The sequence below is a fragment of the Ancalomicrobiaceae bacterium S20 genome (assembly GCA_040269895.1).
GTDB lineage: Bacteria > Pseudomonadota > Alphaproteobacteria > Rhizobiales > Ancalomicrobiaceae > Methyloraptor > Methyloraptor flagellatus.
Genome location: CP158568.1, coordinates 3720478 through 3737151, shown reverse-complemented (window position 1 = coordinate 3737151; position 16674 = coordinate 3720478). Strand labels below are relative to the sequence as shown.

At 69.6% G+C, this 16674-nt stretch carries 15 protein-coding genes and 1 pseudogene; 10 read left to right on the top strand and 6 right to left on the bottom strand.

What is annotated here, in order from left to right:
- Nucleotides 1-20 precede the first annotated feature (20 nt).
- The 9 genes from ABS361_16950 to ABS361_16910 all read left to right on the top strand — a co-directional run bounded on the left by ABS361_16950 (nt 21) and on the right by ABS361_16910 (nt 9541).
- On the top strand, nt 21-281 hold the full coding sequence (locus ABS361_16950; protein ID XBY43746.1) for a hypothetical protein: 261 nt from the start codon (nt 21-23) through the stop codon (nt 279-281).
- 10 nt (nt 282-291) lie between these two features.
- Nucleotides 292-1398, top strand: a complete 1107-nt coding sequence (locus ABS361_16945; GenBank protein XBY43745.1) for an SDR family NAD(P)-dependent oxidoreductase — start codon at nt 292-294, stop codon at nt 1396-1398.
- The gene (locus tag ABS361_16940; protein XBY43744.1) at nt 1395-2501 is read left to right on the top strand and encodes an SDR family NAD(P)-dependent oxidoreductase; all 1107 of its coding nucleotides are present in this window, start codon (nt 1395-1397) and stop codon (nt 2499-2501) included. The genes ABS361_16945 and ABS361_16940 overlap by 4 nt, the downstream gene beginning before the upstream one ends.
- A 5-nt stretch (nt 2502-2506) precedes the next feature.
- Nucleotides 2507-3799, top strand: coding sequence for a TIGR04295 family B12-binding domain-containing radical SAM protein (locus ABS361_16935; protein XBY43743.1), 1293 nt, complete (start codon nt 2507-2509; stop codon nt 3797-3799).
- Nucleotides 3784-4995: a glycosyltransferase family 4 protein gene (locus ABS361_16930; protein XBY43742.1), complete on the top strand. Its 1212-nt coding sequence runs from the start codon at nt 3784-3786 to the stop codon at nt 4993-4995. Before ABS361_16935 ends, ABS361_16930 begins: the two co-directional genes overlap by 16 nt.
- Entirely contained in the window at nt 4992-6158 is a 1167-nt protein-coding gene (locus ABS361_16925; GenBank protein ID XBY43741.1) for a glycosyltransferase, read from the top strand. Before ABS361_16930 ends, ABS361_16925 begins: the two co-directional genes overlap by 4 nt.
- Nucleotides 6155-7249 (top strand): glycosyltransferase, encoded by a 1095-nt coding sequence (locus tag ABS361_16920; GenBank protein ID XBY43740.1) that lies wholly within the window; start codon nt 6155-6157, stop codon nt 7247-7249. The genes ABS361_16925 and ABS361_16920 overlap by 4 nt, the downstream gene beginning before the upstream one ends.
- Nucleotides 7246-8343 carry a glycosyltransferase gene (locus ABS361_16915; GenBank protein ID XBY43739.1) on the top strand — a complete coding sequence of 366 codons (1098 nt, stop codon included), beginning with the start codon at nt 7246-7248 and terminating at the stop codon, nt 8341-8343. Before ABS361_16920 ends, ABS361_16915 begins: the two co-directional genes overlap by 4 nt.
- Nucleotides 8344-8521: 178 nt before the next feature.
- Nucleotides 8522-9541: a UDP-glucuronic acid decarboxylase family protein gene (locus ABS361_16910; GenBank protein XBY43738.1), complete on the top strand. Its 1020-nt coding sequence runs from the start codon at nt 8522-8524 to the stop codon at nt 9539-9541.
- A 105-nt stretch (nt 9542-9646) separates the two neighbouring features.
- Here ABS361_16910 and ABS361_16905 read toward each other — a convergent pair whose 3' ends face one another.
- The 6 genes and pseudogenes from ABS361_16905 to ABS361_16880 form a co-directional block, all read right to left on the bottom strand.
- Complete coding sequence (locus ABS361_16905) at nt 9647-10558, bottom strand: beta-xylosidase (protein ID XBY43737.1); 912 nt, start codon at nt 10556-10558, stop codon at nt 9647-9649.
- A complete protein-coding gene (locus tag ABS361_16900; GenBank protein XBY43736.1) occupies nt 10555-11352 on the bottom strand; it encodes a TIGR04290 family methyltransferase in 798 nt (265 codons plus the stop codon). The genes ABS361_16905 and ABS361_16900 overlap by 4 nt, the downstream gene beginning before the upstream one ends.
- Nucleotides 11349-12170 (bottom strand): nucleotidyltransferase family protein, encoded by an 822-nt coding sequence (locus ABS361_16895; GenBank protein XBY43735.1) that lies wholly within the window; start codon nt 12168-12170, stop codon nt 11349-11351. The genes ABS361_16900 and ABS361_16895 overlap by 4 nt, the downstream gene beginning before the upstream one ends.
- 100 nt (nt 12171-12270) lie before the next feature.
- Nucleotides 12271-13317, bottom strand: a pseudogene (locus ABS361_16890) (glycosyltransferase).
- Entirely contained in the window at nt 13314-13970 is a 657-nt protein-coding gene (locus ABS361_16885; protein XBY43734.1) for a histidine phosphatase family protein, read from the bottom strand. Before ABS361_16885 ends, ABS361_16890 begins: the two are co-directional and overlap by 4 nt.
- The gene (locus ABS361_16880) at nt 13967-14992 is read right to left on the bottom strand and encodes an inositol-3-phosphate synthase (GenBank protein ID XBY43733.1); all 1026 of its coding nucleotides are present in this window, start codon (nt 14990-14992) and stop codon (nt 13967-13969) included. Before ABS361_16880 ends, ABS361_16885 begins: the two co-directional genes overlap by 4 nt.
- 472 nt (nt 14993-15464) lie before the next feature.
- Here ABS361_16880 and ABS361_16875 point away from each other — a divergent pair, with 472 nt between their 5' ends.
- Complete coding sequence (locus ABS361_16875; protein ID XBY43732.1) at nt 15465-16448, top strand: patatin-like phospholipase family protein; 984 nt, start codon at nt 15465-15467, stop codon at nt 16446-16448.
- Nucleotides 16449-16674 lie beyond the last annotated feature (226 nt).

The following is a 16674-nucleotide window of genomic DNA, read 5'->3' as shown; positions in this document are numbered from 1 at the left end:
CGTGTTCGGGAGAGCCATCGATGGCGCAGGCCAAGACCACGATCGACCACGACGAGATCCGGCAATGGGTGGAAGGCCACGGCGGCCGACCGTCGCGCGTGAAGGCCACCGGCAAGGGCGACGATCCCGGCATCCTGCGCTTCGATTTCGCCGAGCCGGACGACAGCTTGGAAGAAATCTCCTGGGACGAGTTCTTCGAGAAGTTCGAGGAGAACGAACTGGCGCTGCTCTACCAGGCCGAAGGCGACAGCCGTTTCAACAAGCTGATCAGCCGGTCCTGAGGAGCGCCCCATGGAAAAGGTACTCGTCACCGGCGGCGCCGGGTTCATCGGCCGCCACGTCGTCGACGCGCTGTTGAAGCGCGGTCACCAGGTGCGGGTTTTCGACAGCCTGATCGAACAGGTTCACGGCGGAGCCGATCGCCCCAACGGCCTAGCGCCAGAAGCTGAGTTCGTCGCCGGCGACATGCGCGATGCCGATGCGGTCGCAGCCGCCCTGAAGGGCATCGACAGCGTCGTCCATCTGGCTGCGGAAGTCGGAGTCGGCCAGAGCATGTATGCGATCGATCGCTACGTCTCGGTCAACGACCAGGGCACCGCGATCCTGTTCCAGCAGATGATCGAGCGCCCCGTGCGCCGGGTCGTCGTCGCCTCCTCGATGAGCATCTACGGCGAAGGGCTCTACCGCACGCAAGACGGCGTGGCCGTCGAGGACGCCGCGCGCTCGCGCATGGTTGGGATCGGCTGGGACCCGGTCGACGAACACGGCCGGTCGCTGATCCCGGTGCCGACGCCGGAATGGAAGCGCCCGTCGCTCGCGTCGGTCTATGCGCTGACCAAATACGTCCAGGAGCGCCTGACGCTCTGCGTCGCGCCGGCCTATGGCATGGAGGCGGTGGCGCTCCGGCTCTACAACGTCTACGGCCCCGGCCAGGCGCTCTCCAATCCCTATACCGGCGTGCTGGCGATCTTCGCCTCGAGGCTCGCCAACGGCCAGCCGCCGCTCTTGTTCGAGGACGGCCACCAGCGCCGGGATTTCGTCCATGTCTCCGACGTCGCCGAGGCCTTCGCGGTGTCGCTCGAACACCCGAAAGCCGCCGGCGAGGTGTTCAACATCGCGAGCGGCCAAGATCGCTCGGTGCTCGACATCGCCCGGGCACTCGGCCGGGCGATGGGGCGCACCGACATCGAACCGGAAGTGACGGGCAAGGCCCGCACCGGCGACATCCGCCACTGCTTCGCCGACACGACCAGGGCGGCCGAGACGATCGGCTTCGTTGCCAAGGCCGATTTCGAGCGCGGGCTCGAGGAGCTGGCCGAATGGGTCGCCGGCGAGGAGGCGGTCGACAGGGTCGACGCCGCCCGCCGCGAACTCGAAGCGCGGGGGCTCGTCGCATGAGCGCGGACCGGACCACGCCCGCGGCGCCGAGCGTGATCGGCCTCCGGCCCGTGCTCATCACCGGCGGCGCCGGCTTCATCGGCTCGAATCTGGCCGATCGCCTTGCGACCGATGGCGAGCACGTGCTGATCCTCGATGCGCTCGCCCGCCCCGGCGTCGAGCGTAATCTCGACTGGCTGAAGCAGCGGCACGGCGACCGGATCAGCTTTGCGCGACAGGACATTCGCGATGCCAGCGCGGTCGCTGACGCGGCTCGGGACGCGGGCTCGGTGTTCCACCTTGCCGCCCAGGTCGCGGTGACGACGAGCCTCGTCGACCCGCTCGACGATTTCTCGGTCAACATCGCCGGCACGCTGAACCTGCTCGAGGCGGTGCGCCGCCGTCCGACGCCGGTGCCGGTTGTCTTCGCCTCGACCAACAAGGTCTACGGCGACCTCGCCGACGTGCCTCTCGATTGCGAGCGCGGCGCGTGGCTCCCGGCCGACCCGGCGCTCGCGGTGCGCGGCATCGCCGAGGATCGGCCGCTCGACTTCCACACACCCTACGGCTGCTCGAAAGGCGCGGCAGATCAGTACGTGCTCGACTACGCCCGCAGCTTCGGTATTCCGACCGCGGTCCTGCGCATGAGCTGCATCTACGGCCCGCGTCAGATGGGCACCGAGGATCAGGGCTGGGTCGCCCACTTCCTGATCCGCGCGCTCGAGGGACGGCCGATCTCGATCTATGGCGACGGCCGCCAGGTGCGCGACGTGCTCTACGTCGGCGACTGCGTCGAGGCCTATCGGCGCGCCCGCGAGCGCATCGGCACGATCGCCGGCCGCGCCTTCAACCTCGGCGGCGGACCGGACAACGCGGTGAGCCTCGTCGCCCTGATCGCCGAGATCGAGCGACTGATCGGGCGAAAAGTGGAGACGCGCGTCTCCGGATGGCGGCAGGGCGACCAGAAGTACTTTGTGGCCGATACGTCCGCGATCCGCGCCGCGCTCGGTCTCGGCACGCCTGTCGGCTGGCGCGACGGCTTGCGGCGTCTCGCCGATTGGCTGCGCACCGAAGGCGTCGCCAGCGGAGCGGACGCCGGTCGCCGGCTCAAGGTCGGAGGGTGAGGCCCATGCGTGTCGCGCTCGTCAACCCGACCTGGAGCTTCGAGGGCTCGATCTATTTCGGCTGCCGCGAGCCGCATCTGCCGCTCGAACTCGGCGCGGCCAAGGTTCTGCTCGAACGTGCCGGGCATCGGGTTCTGCTCGTCGACGGCCATATCACCGATACGCCTCTCACCGCGCTCGCCGATCAGGTTGCCGACTTCCGGCCCGACATGACCGTGGTGACGACGGCGCCGACCTATCTGTTCTGGCGCTGCGCCCAGCCCGAGCTGCGCATCCCGCGCGCCTTCCTCGACGCGCTCGCCGGACGCGGCGGCCGGACCGTCGCGGTCGGTCCGCATGGTTCGGTGACGCCGAAGGCGACGGCTGAGAAACTCGGCGTCGACGTCGTGGTGCGCGGCGAATGTGAGGAGGTGATCGCCGATCTCGCCGACGCGGATGATCCGGCGCATGTACCGGGCGTCGCGGTCCGTCGGGACGGCGAGATCCTGGTCACCGGTGCCCCGCGCGCGGCCGCCTTCGTCGATCTGCCCGCGATCGACTGGCCGGCGGACTGGGTCGCCCGTCACCACCATCACCATCACCGTTTCGAGGCGGCGCCGGTCGGCCCTGGTGCCGAGGTCGAGGCCTCGCGCGGCTGTCCCTACACCTGTTCGTTCTGCGCCAAGATCGACTACCGCGACAAATACCGCCGCCGCGCGCTTGAACCGCTGATCGCCGAGATCGACGGCCTGATCGCGCAGGGCGCGCGCTACCTCTATTTCATCGACGAGATCTTCCTGCCGCAGAAGGCCCTGCTCGAAGCGCTCGCCGAGCGGCCGGTCGAATTCGGCATCCAGACCCGCATCGATCTATGGAAACCCGAGATGCTCGACCTGCTCGGCCGCGCCGGCTGCGTGTCGATCGAGGCCGGCGTCGAGAGCCTGACCGTCGAGGGCCGCGCGGAACTCGACAAGAACTGCCGGCTGACCACCGACGAACTGGCCGAACGGCTGATCCACGCCCGCCGCCGCGTGCCTTTCGTGCAGGCGAACCTGATCAAGGTCGCCGGCGACGATCCGGACCTGATCGCCGACTGGCGCAGCCGCATGCACGCCGCCGGTGTCTGGGCCAACGACCCGGTGCCGCTCTATCCCTATCCGTCCTCGCCCGACTACCGGAAGCTGTTCGGCCTGCCCGACGAACGCGCCTGGGAACGGGCGCATGACCACTATCTCGGCCTGTTCGACCGGATGAGCGACATCCAGGACGACCGGCCCTTGCCCCTCGAAGAGCTGGAGGCCCCGTGCCGGATGGCGTGACCGCGGGGCCGCCGCTCCGCATCCTGATCACCACGGATACCGTCGGCGGCGTCTGGCGCTGGAGCCTCGATCTCGCCGGCGCGCTGGCGCCGCGCGGCGTCGAGACCGTGCTCGCGGTGATCGGTCCGAGCCCGTTCGGCCCTCGCCGCCGCGAGGCCGAGGCGATCCCGGGTCTGCGGCTGGTCGAGATCGGCGGCGCGCTCGATTGGCTGGCGCCGTCGGCCGCGCCGGTGCGCGAGACTGCGGCGCGGGTCGCCGCACTGGCGGTCGCCGAGCGGGTCGATGTCGTGTTGCTGTCGACGCCGGCTCTGGCCGCGCTGGCGCGCTTCGCCGTGCCGGTGATCGCGATCAACCACTCCTGCCTCGCCACCTGGTGGCAGGCGGTGAAGGGCGACGAACCCGTGCCGGATGACTTTCGCTGGCGTATCGCGATGAACCACGCCGGGCTCGTGAGCGCCGAGGCCGTGCTGACGCCGAGCCGGGCTTTCGCGGTGGCGACCAAGCGCGCTTACGACCTGCCGAAACTGCCCCTCGCGGTGCTGAACGGGCGGGTCGCGCCGGCTGTCGCGGAAGAGCGGCGCGGCCGTTTCGTCTTCGCCGCCGGCCGGTTCTGGGACGAGGCCAAGGGACTTGCCGTGCTCGATGCCGCCGCCGCCGACATGGATGCCCCCGTGATCGCTGCTGGACCGATGCTCGGGCCGGACGGTACGCGCGCGGAGGCGCGGCACCTCCGGTCGATCGGCGTCCAGGCCGAGCCCGCGATGCGTCGCTGGCTCGGCCGCGCGCCGGTCTTCGTCTCGCCGGCGACCTATGAACCGTTCGGCCTCGGCGTGCTCGAGGCGGCGCAAGCCGGCGCCGCGCTGGTGCTCTCGGACATCGCGACCTTTCGCGAACTCTGGGACGAGACGGCGCTGTTCGTGCCGACCGGGGATTCCGCGGCGATTGCCGTGGCGGTGAACGCATTGCTCGACGATCCGGTTCGCGCCACCCGGCTCGGCGCGGTCGCGCGCCGTCGCGCGGGCCGTTACACCGCCGAGGTCATGGCCGACCGCATGCTGGCGGTTCTGACCGCAGCGGTGCGCTCGCGCCGGGATTTCGTCGCCGCGCGTGCCGGCCTGACGGAGGCGCGGGCCCGGTCCGGTGCTCCGGCCCCGACCGTGCCTCCCGCGCCCGAGCCGATCGAGGAGCCGGCATGAAGATCGTCTACTTCACTCACTCGCTTGCCTCGTGCTGGAACCATGGCAACGCGCATTTCCTGCGCGGCATCGCGAGCGAACTGGTCCATCGCTGCCACCGCGTCGACGTCTACGAGCCGCGCGGCGCCTGGAGCCTCGCCAACCTGCTCGACGATCACGGCCGCAACGGGCTGGAACCCTGGCGCCGGGCCTATCCCGAGCTGTCGAGCCGCACGCACGACCGCGACTTCGACATCGAAGCGGCTCTCGCGGACGCGGATCTCGTGCTCGTGCACGAGTGGAACGAGCCGGGCCTGGTCGCCCGGGTCGGCCGGCATCGGCGCGACGGCGGCCGCTACCGGCTGCTGTTCCATGACACGCACCATCGTGCGGTCAGCGATCCGGATGCGATGCGCGCCCATGACCTCTCCGGCTATGACGGCGTGCTCGCCTTCGGCGCCACGCTCGCCGCGGTCTACCGGCGCTGGGGCTGGGGCGATCGGGTGTTCGTCTGGCACGAAGCGGCGGACACGCGCCGGTTCCAGCCGCCCCGGATCGAGGGCCAACGCGAGGGCGTCGTCTTCATCGGCAACTGGGGCGACGACGAGCGCTCGGCCGAGCTGGAGACCTTCCTGCTCGGCCCGGCCCAGGACGCCGGGCTCGACCTCGACATCTACGGCGTGCGCTATCCGCAAGCCGCGCTCGACACGCTCGCCCGCTACGGCGCGCGCTATCGCGGCTGGATGCCGAATGCCAGCGTGCCGGACGTCTTCGCCCAGCACATGGCGACCGTCCATGTGCCGCGCCGCTACTACGCGGAGGCGCTGCCCGGCATCCCGACCATTCGCGTCTTCGAGGCGCTCGCCTGCGGCATCCCGCTGGTCTCCGCACCCTGGGACGATACGGAAAATCTGTTCCGGCCGGGGACGGACTACCTGCTCGCCCGATCGCGCGAAGAGGCGGCGGCGCACCTGAGACGGCTCGCCGCCGAGCCCGAATCTCGCCACGCTCTGGCCGAAGCCGGCTTGGAAACGATCCGATCCCGCCACACCTGCGCCCACCGCGTCGATGAGCTTCTCGCGATCCTGGACCGCCTCGATGGTGCCCCCGCGGCCCGCCTCGGGACGGATCCGCTGACCGACGACATCCGCCCAGCGGTGTCCGGAACGGAGATCCCGGCATGAACATCGCCTTCTACGGCTCGAGCCTCCTGTCGTCCTACTGGAACGGCGCCGCCACCTATTATCGCGGCCTGATCGCCGATCTGGCCCGGCGCGGCCATCAGGTGACCTTCTACGAGCCGGACGCCTTCGATCGGCAACTGCACAAGGACATGGAGGCGCCGGACTGGGCCAGGGTCGTCGTCTACCCGGCGACGGAGGAGGGCCTGCGCGCGGTCGTGGCGCAAGCGGCCGCGGCCGATGTGGTGGTCAAGGCGAGTGGCGTCGGCGTCTACGACGACGAACTGCTCGACGGCGTGATGACCGCCGCCCGCGACGACGCGATCCGCATCTTCTGGGATGTCGATGCGCCGGCGACGCTGGCCGAGATTGCGCGGACGCCCGAGCATCCGCTGCGCCGCCGGCTACCGTCGCTCGATCTCGTGCTGACCTATGGCGGCGGCCCGCCGGTCGTCGAGCGCTACACCGCCTTCGGCGCAGAGCGCTGCGTGCCGGTCTACAACGCCCTCGACGCGTCGACCCATCATCCGGTCGATCCCGATCCGCGCTTCTCGGCCGATCTCGCCTTCCTCGGCAATCGCCTGCCCGACCGCGAGGAACGCGTGCGCCGGTTCTTCCTGGAGCCGGCGGCACAGCGGCCGGACCGGAGCTTCCTGCTCGGCGGCAACGGCTGGGTTCCGAACCACGTGCCGGCCAACGTCAATGCCATCGGCCACGTCTATACGCGCGAGCACAACGCCTTCAACGTGACGCCGCTCGCGGTCCTGAACATCGCGCGCGACAGCATGGCCGAGACCGGCTATTCGCCGGCGACGCGCGTGTTCGAGGCGGTCGGCGCCGGCGCCTGCCTGATCACCGACGCATGGGAGGGGATCGAGATGTTCCTGATCCCGGATCTCGAAGTCCTGGTCGCGCGCGACGGGCGCGACGTCGCCGATCATCTCGATGCGCTGACGCCTCAGATCGCGCGCTCGATCGGCCAGGCCGCGCGCATGCGGGTGCTCGCCGAGCACACCTACGAGCGCCGCGGCGCGCAGGTCGATGCGCTGCTGCACCAGACCGCCGCGATGAAGCGCGAGAGGAACGCCGCATGACGGCGGGGCTGCGGATCGTCGTCCTGGGCTTGAGCCTGTCGTCGTCCTGGGGCAACGGCCACGCGACGACCTTCCGCGCGCTCCTGAAGGCACTGGCCGCGCGCGGTCACGATATCCTGTTTCTGGAGCGCGACGTCCCGTGGTACGCCGCGCATCGGGACCTCGCCGAGCCGGACTATTGCCGCTTCGACCTGTACGGCGATCTGCAGACGCTCGAACGTCACGGCCGTGCCGTGGCTGAGGCGGATGCGGTGATCGTCGGCTCCTATGTGCCCGACGGCATCGCCGTCGGCGACTGGGTGCAGGCGACTGCGCGCGGCGTCACCGCCTTCTACGACATCGATACGCCGGTGACGCTCGCCGCGCTCGAGGCCGGTACCTGCGCCTATCTGACCCCGCGCCAGATCCCCGGCTTCGACGTCTATTTCTCCTTCACCGGCGGCCCGACGCTCGACCGGCTCGAACGCCGCTGGGGCGCGCCGGCCGCCCGCGCGCTCTACTGCTCGGTTGATCCCGCGCTCTACAGGCCGGCCGCCGGACCGAAGCGCTGGGATCTCGGCTATCTCGGCACCTACAGCCCGGATCGCCAGCCTGTGCTCGACCGGCTGCTGATCGAGCCGGCGCGGCGTCTGCCCGACCGGCGCTTCGTCGTCGCCGGGCCGCAATACCCGGCCGACATCGACTGGCCGGCCAATGTCGAGCGCATCGACCATGTCGGTCCCGCCGACCACCCGGCCTTCTATGACGCCTGCCGGTTCACGCTCAACGTTACCCGCGCCGACATGGTCCGCGCCGGCTGGAGCCCCAGCGTGCGCCTGTTCGAGGCCGCCGCCTGCGGCACGCCGATCATCTCCGACACCTGGGCCGGCATCGAGACGCTGTTGCGGCCGGAGCGCGAGATCCTGCTCGCCGATACCGCCGAGCGGGTCGTCGAGATCCTGACCGGCGTCGATGCGACCGCGGCGGAACGGATCGGCGCGGCCGGCCGCGTCCGGGTGCTCGGCGCCCACACGGCTGCTCACCGCGCCGAGACGGTCGAGGCGGCGCTCAGGGCAGCGATGGGCGAGCGCCGCCCGGCAGCGGCGCTCGCCTGAGCGTGTGGCGCGCAGGGGGTCCCGGATCGCGTGCAAGGTTTTTCTCCGATCAATTGACTGGAACAACCCAAGAATTTCAGATTTTCACAGAATTTGGCGAAAGCCGAACCTTATCCTTTCTCGCACGTTCTAAGTAGAAGATCGGCAAGGCCCCGATTTTTTACCAAGGAGTGTGGGGATGCAATCGAAGAAGAGCAAAGTTGCGATCGTTGCGGGCGGCGCGGGATTTATCGGATCCCATATGTGCGACGCGCTGATTGCAGCCGGACATCATGTGATCTGCATCGATAATTTCCAAACGGGACGATGGGAGAACCTGCGTCACCTCGAGCGCGAGTCCCGTTTCGACGCTGTCGATGCCGACGTCATCGAGGGCTTGCCGGCGCGTCTGTCGCGCGGCGGGCTCGACATCGCGTTCGTGCTCAATCTCGCCTGCGCGGCCTCGCCGCCGCATTACCAGGCCGACCCCGAGCACACGTTGCTGACCAACGTGCTCGGCACGCGCCACCTGCTGCAACTGGCCGAGCGCAGCGGCGCCCGGTTCCTGCTGTCCTCGACCAGCGAGATCTACGGCGACCCGGAGGTCCATCCGCAGCGCGAGAGCTACTGGGGCAACGTCAACCCGACGGGCCCGCGCGCCTGCTACGACGAGGGCAAGCGCGCCGCCGAGACGCTGAGCTTCGACTACCTGCGCGCCGGTCGCGCCGACGTGCGCGTGGCGCGGATCTTCAACACCTACGGCCCGCGCATGCGCGCCGATGACGGTCGCGTGGTGTCGAACGTCGTCACGCAGGCGCTGTCTGGCGACGACATCACCGTCTACGGCACCGGCGAGCAGACGCGCTCGTTCTGCTACGTCGACGATCTCGTCGATGGCCTGATGCGGCTCATCGTCTACGACGGCGACTACCGCGGGGCGATCAACCTCGGCAATCCCAACGAACTGACGGTCGGCGATCTGGTCGACAAGGTCCTGGCGATGACCTGCTCGCGCTCGGCCGTCACCTACCGCGCCCTGCCGGTCGACGATCCGCGCCGCCGCCGTCCGGACATCGACCTCGCCGCCCGCGTCCTCGGCTGGCAGCCGAAGGTGCCGCTCGAGAAGGGCATCGCCAAGACGATTGCCTATTTCCTCACAGAGGCGAAGGCGGCCGCCGGGCGATCCTCGAAGGTCGCAATGCTATCGGCCGGGGCGTGAGCGACTTGACCGGGGATGCATATGCCCACCGTCATCGGCATCCCGGGCTGCTGTCGATCGATGGCACCTCGCCCGATCAACGAAATGACCGCCTGGGCGTCCCGTTCACTCCGCCGCCCGAACCGCCGCGCCGGGCGCATAGCGCCGGATCATGTCCGCGCAGAAGGCGGCGAATTCGTCCGGTTCGATCGGCGGGCTGGTGTGGTGCGGGGCGAGGCCCCTGTGCTCCGGCGTGAAGCAGAAGGTGACGGTCACGTCGAAATCGGCGAGCGCGGCCATCTGCCGGTCGAACCAGGCGAGCGCGTCGGGGCGGAAGCTGTCGGCCCAGGACAGGCCCGTGCGCAGATGACGGACGCCGAGCCGCTTCATCCAGGCGACGGCGTCGTCGAGCCGGTGATCCTGATAATGGAACCACTGGCAGAGCCCGAAGACCCCCGGGTGCCGCGCGAAGACGTCGAGCGCCGGCTTCGGGCTGCCGTCCTCGCGCAGGAGGCCCATGGCGAAATGCCGGTAGTAGGACGATCCCTCCGCCTCACGGTGCCGGGTCGTCGCCTCCCAGGCGCGCGGCAGGTCGTAGAGACTGTACCAGTGGATGCGCGGCGCCCGCCCCGCCAACAGCTCGAATGTCCGTTCGAGCCCCCAGGCCTGCACTTCCTCCGCGCCGAAGCTCGACACGCCGACTTCCGAAACCCAGATCGGCAGATCGGTGACCGCGCGGATCTCGTCGATTTTCGCGGGCCATTCGCCGATCTGCCAGAGGTTCCAGTCGAGCGGGAAGCCATGCACCGCGACGGCGTCGACATGGTCGAGCACGCCGCGTTCGCGCATGTTGATCATGAACAGCGGATCGATCGGCGAAATGCCGCCGAGCACTTTCGGCAGGCCGGGATTGGCGCCCGCGATCGCTTGCGCAGCGCGGATCGCCATGTCGCCGAAGCGCGCCCAGTCCGGGTCGAGCTCGGGGTCCCAGTGCGACTTGTTGTTCGGCTCGTTCCAGATCATCGCCGCTTCGATCATGCGTCGCTCCCAGTCTGGCTGTTGCCGCCTGTCGCTCTGCCCCAACCGCGCGCCGGATGCACCGCGCCTTCGCCGGCGGCCGGACCGGTCTTGCGGCAGACATAGACCTCGCGCTCCGGCCGCTCGACGATCGAGAAGCCGGCCGAACGCAGCATCGCCTCGACGCAGGCGGCGTTCGGGATCCACCAGTTGGTCGGATCGCCGGCGTAGCGGTTCTCGACGAAATGCAGCTTCGGATAGTCGGCGTCGTCGAACAGCGCCGTCGTCCAGAACGGCACGTCCTCGGGCACCTGCGCCGCCCTGGCGCTGCCGCGCTGCATCGACTGGAACACCATGAGGCCGCCGACGACATGCTCGCCGACCAGGTCGAGCGCCAGAAGCGGGTGGCGCAGGTGGTAGAGCACGCCCATGAACAGCACGACGTCGAAGCGTTCGCCGAGGCTGGCGACGTCGTAGACCGACATCTGCCGGAACTCGATCTCGAGCCCGCTCGCTTCCGCCGCGAAGCGGGCCTGCGCGAGATAGCCCTCGTCGAAATCGATGCCGAGCACCCGTTCGGCGCCGCGACGCTTCATCTCGATCGAGTAGAATCCGCCGTTGCAGCCGATATCGAGCACGGTGCGGCCGGTCAGATCCTGCGGGATCGCATCGGCGAAGGACTTCCACTTGGTGCGCGGATAGTCGCCGAGGAAATGATCGGGCGCGGTCGGCACGCCGTCGATCTCCATATTGTGGAACCAGGGTCCGAGCGCGGCCACGCGCGCCCGGATCTCCTCGCGGGTCAGGTTGATCATCGGCTGAGGCCTCCGAGCGGTTCGTGACGAGGGTCCGGCGGGTCGCCGCCGGCGACGGGCCGACGACCGATCGCGCCGATGTGGCCTGCCTCCGCCATGCGGCGGTTCAGGAGTCCGATCGCGGCGCGGTAGCCGTTGAACGTGCCGACATCGACATAGGCTTCGCCGGCTGCCACGCCGACAGCCTCGCCGCCGGTCGCGAGCCAGGCGTTGACCAGCGTGCCGACGTATTCGTCGCCGCGCTCGGGCCGCTGCCAGAGCGCTTCGAGCTCATGGAACACCCGACCGGGCATGCGGATCGCGCCCCAGATCCACCGGCTCGTTGCGTCCGGTCGCTTGACCTGGATCTCGCGCACGCGGCCCTCCGCATCGGTGACGACGGCATCGAACTGCGACGGGTCGTCGACCGGAAACAGCAGGAACCCGAGCCGGTCCGCCGGCAGGGCGGCAAAGCCCTCGATCGGGAACCAGACGGTATCGGGCAGGCCGATCAGCACCGTCTCGTCCGCGGCGACGAAGGGCGCGGCGCGGAACAGCGCGTCGCAGAGCCCGGCCGCGGTCGGCTGCACGACATAGGAGACCGCGGTCCCGCCGATGCCGGCGCCGTAATATTCGAGAATGTCGGATTTACCGGGCGAGATCACGAAACAGATCTTGTCCGCCCCCGCAGCGATCATGCGCTCCACGAGGTATTCGCTGACCGCGCAGGGCCGCTCGACGCCCTCGACGACCCGGCTGCCGACCGGCAGCAATTCCTTTGAGAAGGCGAGCGGCTGGATGCGGGAGCCGCGACCGGCGGCGGGCACGATGCCGAGCATGGCGGTCAGCCCCCTGCGCCGCGAGCGTGGCGCCCGGAACGGGCCCGGGCCGGGCCTGAGGTGCGGCGGCCATCGATCGCGCCGGACGCATGCTGCCGAGGATCTGTTCGAACTCGGCCGCGCGGGCCGCCGATGTGTGCTCGGCGAGCACGCGTTCGCGCGCTCGGGCGCTGATCGCCGCGAGTTCCGCGTCGGACCGGTCGAGTGCGGCGAGCGTGTCCTCGGTGTCGCGCGCGACCAGGATCTCGTCTCCCGGCTCGAAGAAGGCGTCGAGCCCGTCCCAGGTGTCGGTCAGGATCGCCGTGCCGCAGGCGGCGGCCTCGAACAGCCGGCCGGACGGACACCAGCCCATCGCGGCCATGGCCTGACGCGTCACATTGAGGGTCAGCCGCGACGACGAGAAGAACGCCGGATGCTCGTCGGGCGGCAGGTGCCGGACGAACCAGACGTTCGGCCCCCAGGGAAACTCTTGCGGATATTGCGCCCCGCCGATCACGAACCGCGCCGCCGGCCGCAACCGCGCCGGCTCGATCATCAGCCGTTCGAGCGCGGTCTGCCGGTCCGCGGTATAGGTGCCGAGGTAGGACAGCGCGCCGGCATAGGCCTCGCGCGGTTCGCATGGCCGGTGCACGGTGGGATCGACGTGGCCATAGAGCGGCACGGCCCGCCGGGCGCCGAGCCGGGTTTCCAGCCCGTCGAGCGCCGCCCCGCCGGTGTAGCTCAGCGCAAGGTCGAAGTCGGCGAGCCCGCGCGCGCCGACATAGGCCGGGCGCGCGCCGCGTTCGAGTTCGGCGAGCGTGACCGGCGTGTCGAGGTCGTAGAACACCTTCGTGCCCGCCTTCGACCCGAGCACCAGTTCGGTCGCGGCGATCCCGTCCGGGCAATAGGACGTCACCATCGCGACGTCGGCCTCGTCGAGATGGGCCCTGGCCGTGCGGGCCGCGCTGTCCCAGTCGTCGTAGAGGATCAGCGCGCCGCCCTCGATCGCGTCGAGGTCGCGCGCGCCGGCATACCAGGGCACATCGCGTTCGAAGAACACCACGCTCCAGCCGCGAGCGGTGAGAGCCCGGATCAGGCCCCGCCAGAGCGTGGCGTGGCCGTTGCCCCAGGACGACGAGACGGTGAGACCGAACACGACGAGTTTCATGTGGCCGGCCCCCCCGTGTCCGAGAAACTGGTCGTCGGAAAGCGGCCCTCCGGCGGATCCACCCGCTCGTTCATCAGGATGACCTGAGCGCCCCACGGATCGAACGCGATCTTCGAGATCGACGCCGGTGCGATGTCGATCCGGGGCCAGGCATCGACGGGCAGGCCGAGCACGTGCAGAAGCGCGGCGCGGATCACGTCGGCATGACTGACCAGTACGACCGCGCCGTTCGGATGGGCCGAGGCGAGTCCTTCGATCAAGCCCATCACGCGCTCGGTCACGTCGCGCATGCCTTCGCCCGCCGGGGTGCGGGCGAGGCTGCGCGCGGCGTTCCAACGCCGCCATTCCGGATCCTGATCCAACGCGTCGAACGGGCGCCCGGACCAGGCGCCGAAATCGATCTCGTCGAGCGCCGCGCTGATCGTGACCGGCATTCCGTTGCGACGCGCGGCGACGGCGGCGGCCGTCTCCTGCGTGCGCTCGCGTGGGCTGGCGTGGATCGCGTCGAAAGGCTCGTGCGCCAGCCGGTCGGCCAGCCGTTCCGCCTGCGCGCGGCCAGCCTCGCCCAGCCGGATACCGGGCAGACGGCCGGCGAGGAACGCGCCGACGTCGCCGTGGGCGGCATGCCGGACCAGGATCATCGTCGCGGTCACGAGGCGCGCCCGCGCGGAGCGGGTGTCGGGGTGGGCGCCGATCCGCCGTCGGCGTCGGGCGCCTCGTCCCCGGCGATGAAGCGCGCGGTCCTTTCGCGTGCTTCCGCGTCGGTGAACTGCTCGGGCGGCGACTTCATGAACCAGCTCGATGGCCCGATCAGCGCGCCGCCGATGCCGCGATCCATGGCGAGCTTGGCACAGCGGACCGCATCGATGACGATCCCGGCGGAATTGGGCGAGTCCCAGACTTCGAGCTTCACTTCGGCGTTGAGCGGCACGCCGCCGAAGGTTGTTCCCTCGAGCCGGATGTAGCACCACTTCCGATCTGTCAGCCACGGCACGTGATCGCTCGGGCCGACATGGATGTTCTCGGGCGCGAGCGGCACGTCGAACTGGCTGGTGACGGCCTGGGTCTTGGAGATCTTCTTCGATTCCAGCCGCTCGCGTTCGAGCATGTTCTGGAAGTCGGTGTTGCCGCCGAAATTGAGCTGGTAGGTGCGATCGAGCCTGACGCCGCGCTCGCGGAACAGGTTCGCGAGCACCCGGTGGACGATGGTGGCACCGACCTGGCTCTTGATGTCGTCGCCGATGATCGGCAGCCCGCGCTCCTCGAAGCGCTTGCGCCACTCCGGTCGCGACGCGATGAAAACCGGCATGCAGTTGACGAAGCCGCAGCCGGCTTCGAGCGCCTGCTCGGCATAGAACTGGGCCGCACGCTCCGAGCCGACCGGCAGATAGGAGACGAGTACGTCGGTGCGGGTCTCCTTCAGCACGCGTGCCACATCGACCGGTGCCTCGTCGGCCTCCTCGACCACCTCGCGCACGTATTTGCCGAGCCCGTCGAGCGTCGGTCCGCGCGCGACGCGGACGCCGGTCGGCGGCGCCGCGGCGAAGATCTGCGTGTTGTTCGGATGCGCGAGGATCGCCTCGGCGACGTCGCGGCCGACCTTGCCGCGCGTGACGTCGAAGGCCGAGGCGATGCGGATGTCGCGGATGTGATAGCCGCCGAGGCGCGTGTGCATGAGACCCGGGACGGGCTCGTTCCCGTCGGCATCTGCGTAGTATTGCAGACCCTGCACGAAAGACGATGCGCAATTCCCGACGCCGACGATTCCGACGCGCAGAGTCTTGTTTCTGTCGAGCGCATTCACGGGGCGGTTTCTCCAAGAGGCGAGAATGCGACGTCACGGCACGGAACAGTGCGGTGACATGAACTGGCGCTTGCCGATACGGAAATCGACTTTTCCAGCCAGCAACTTACCTCGCATAATGCAGGGGTCGCATTTCTGTTCCCCCCGGATCCGGATGTGCTCGGCGCGCCGTTGGCATGGAACCGGGCTGCACCGCCGCCGTTCGGCTCTTCGGCAGCGCCAGCGGCGTTCCCACATGCGAGGAAGGGTGGCGACGAGGCGATCGGGAGGGGATTGGCGCATTCACACTTCTTGAATTGAATCGATTCAAAAATCATTCGGACCGAGCAATGGGAGACGACCGATGTTCGTCGAGGTCGCGCGTCGCATCTGGGGTGGGTCGGTGGTGGAGGGCGGCGAGCCGCCGGTCCTGGAAGCGCCCCGCCGACGGCCGAAGATCGGGCTCGCCCTCGGCGCCGGTGTGGCGCGCGGCTGGGCCGGCATCGGCGTCGTGCGCGCGTTGAAGGCGGCCGGCATCGAGCCGGACGTGGTGTCTGGCACCTCGATGGGCGCGGTGGTCGGCGGCTGCATGCTCGCCGGCAAACTCGACGAACTGGAGGCCTTCGCCCGCGATCTGACCCCGCGCAAGGTGCTTTCGCTGATCGATATTCGCTTCGGCGGCTCGGGCCTGGTCGGCGGCGACCGCCTCGGCAAGCTGCTCGGCCATCACCTCGGCGAGACGGCCATCGAGACGCTGGAAAAGCCCTTCGTCGCGGTTGCGACCGAACTGTCGACCGGCCACGAGATCTGGCTGTCGCGCGGCGGCCTCGTCGAGGCCCTGCGCGCCTCCTATGCGCTGCCCGGCGTGTTCGAGCCCTGCCGCCTCGGCCGGCGGTTGCTGGTCGACGGCGCCCTGGTCAATCCGGTGCCGGTCTCGGTCTGCCAGGCGCTCGGCGCCGATCTGATCATCGCGGCCAATTTCGCCCATGACGGTCATCGGCACGCCACGGTGGTGCAGGCCTCGCATCTGCACGACCTCGAGGCCGACGAGCCGGCCGGATCGCCGGTCGAACGTGCCGGTCGCCGCTTCGTCGGCCGCCTGTTCGGCTCGACCCCGGAGCGCCCCGGCATCACCGGCGTGATGATGGAATCCTTCAACATCATCCAGGAGCGGATCATGCGCTCCCGGCTCGCCGGCGACCCGCCGGACGTGATGATCGCCCCGAAACTCGGCAGCATCGGCCTCGTTGATTTCCACCGCGCCGCCGAGGCGATTGAGATCGGCCGCGAGGCGGCCGAACGGGCCGTCCCCGAGATCGCCCACATGATGTCGGCCCTCGCGAGGTGACGCTCGGCCCGACCCGCGATCACCGCGGCCGGCGCTCGCGATCATGTGATCGGCGCCGTGCTTGCGCTACGGCCAAGCCGAAGTTCTGATCCGATACAGAACGGTCGCGCCTGCGATCATGTTCGGCGCCAACGCGTTACCGGCCGCATGCCTGCCGCTGCGCTACCGAGCGCGCCAGCCCACACCGACATCGCGACGACCAATCCACACCCGTTCGCCGCGGCTG

Excerpts from the sequence above, each read along its gene's own strand:
- ABS361_16920 (XBY43740.1), top strand. The coding sequence starts at position 6,155 with ATGAACATCGCCTTCTACGGCTCGAGCCTCCTGTCGTCCTACTGGAAC.
- ABS361_16915 (XBY43739.1), top strand. The coding sequence starts at position 7,246 with ATGACGGCGGGGCTGCGGATCGTCGTCCTGGGCTTGAGCCTGTCGTCG.
- ABS361_16950 (XBY43746.1), top strand. The coding sequence starts at position 21 with ATGGCGCAGGCCAAGACCACGATCGACCACGACGAGATCCGGCAATGG.
- ABS361_16880 (XBY43733.1), bottom strand. The coding sequence starts at position 14,992 with ATGCACACGCGCCTCGGCGGCTATCACATCCGCGACATCCGCATCGCC.
- ABS361_16905 (XBY43737.1), bottom strand. The coding sequence starts at position 10,558 with ATGATCGAAGCGGCGATGATCTGGAACGAGCCGAACAACAAGTCGCAC.
- ABS361_16875 (XBY43732.1), top strand. The coding sequence starts at position 15,465 with ATGTTCGTCGAGGTCGCGCGTCGCATCTGGGGTGGGTCGGTGGTGGAG.
- ABS361_16935 (XBY43743.1), top strand. The coding sequence starts at position 2,507 with ATGCGTGTCGCGCTCGTCAACCCGACCTGGAGCTTCGAGGGCTCGATC.
- ABS361_16910 (XBY43738.1), top strand. The coding sequence starts at position 8,522 with ATGCAATCGAAGAAGAGCAAAGTTGCGATCGTTGCGGGCGGCGCGGGA.
- ABS361_16940 (XBY43744.1), top strand. The coding sequence starts at position 1,395 with ATGAGCGCGGACCGGACCACGCCCGCGGCGCCGAGCGTGATCGGCCTC.
- ABS361_16900 (XBY43736.1), bottom strand. The coding sequence starts at position 11,352 with ATGATCAACCTGACCCGCGAGGAGATCCGGGCGCGCGTGGCCGCGCTC.
- ABS361_16895 (XBY43735.1), bottom strand. The coding sequence starts at position 12,170 with ATGCTCGGCATCGTGCCCGCCGCCGGTCGCGGCTCCCGCATCCAGCCG.
- ABS361_16925 (XBY43741.1), top strand. The coding sequence starts at position 4,992 with ATGAAGATCGTCTACTTCACTCACTCGCTTGCCTCGTGCTGGAACCAT.
- ABS361_16945 (XBY43745.1), top strand. The coding sequence starts at position 292 with ATGGAAAAGGTACTCGTCACCGGCGGCGCCGGGTTCATCGGCCGCCAC.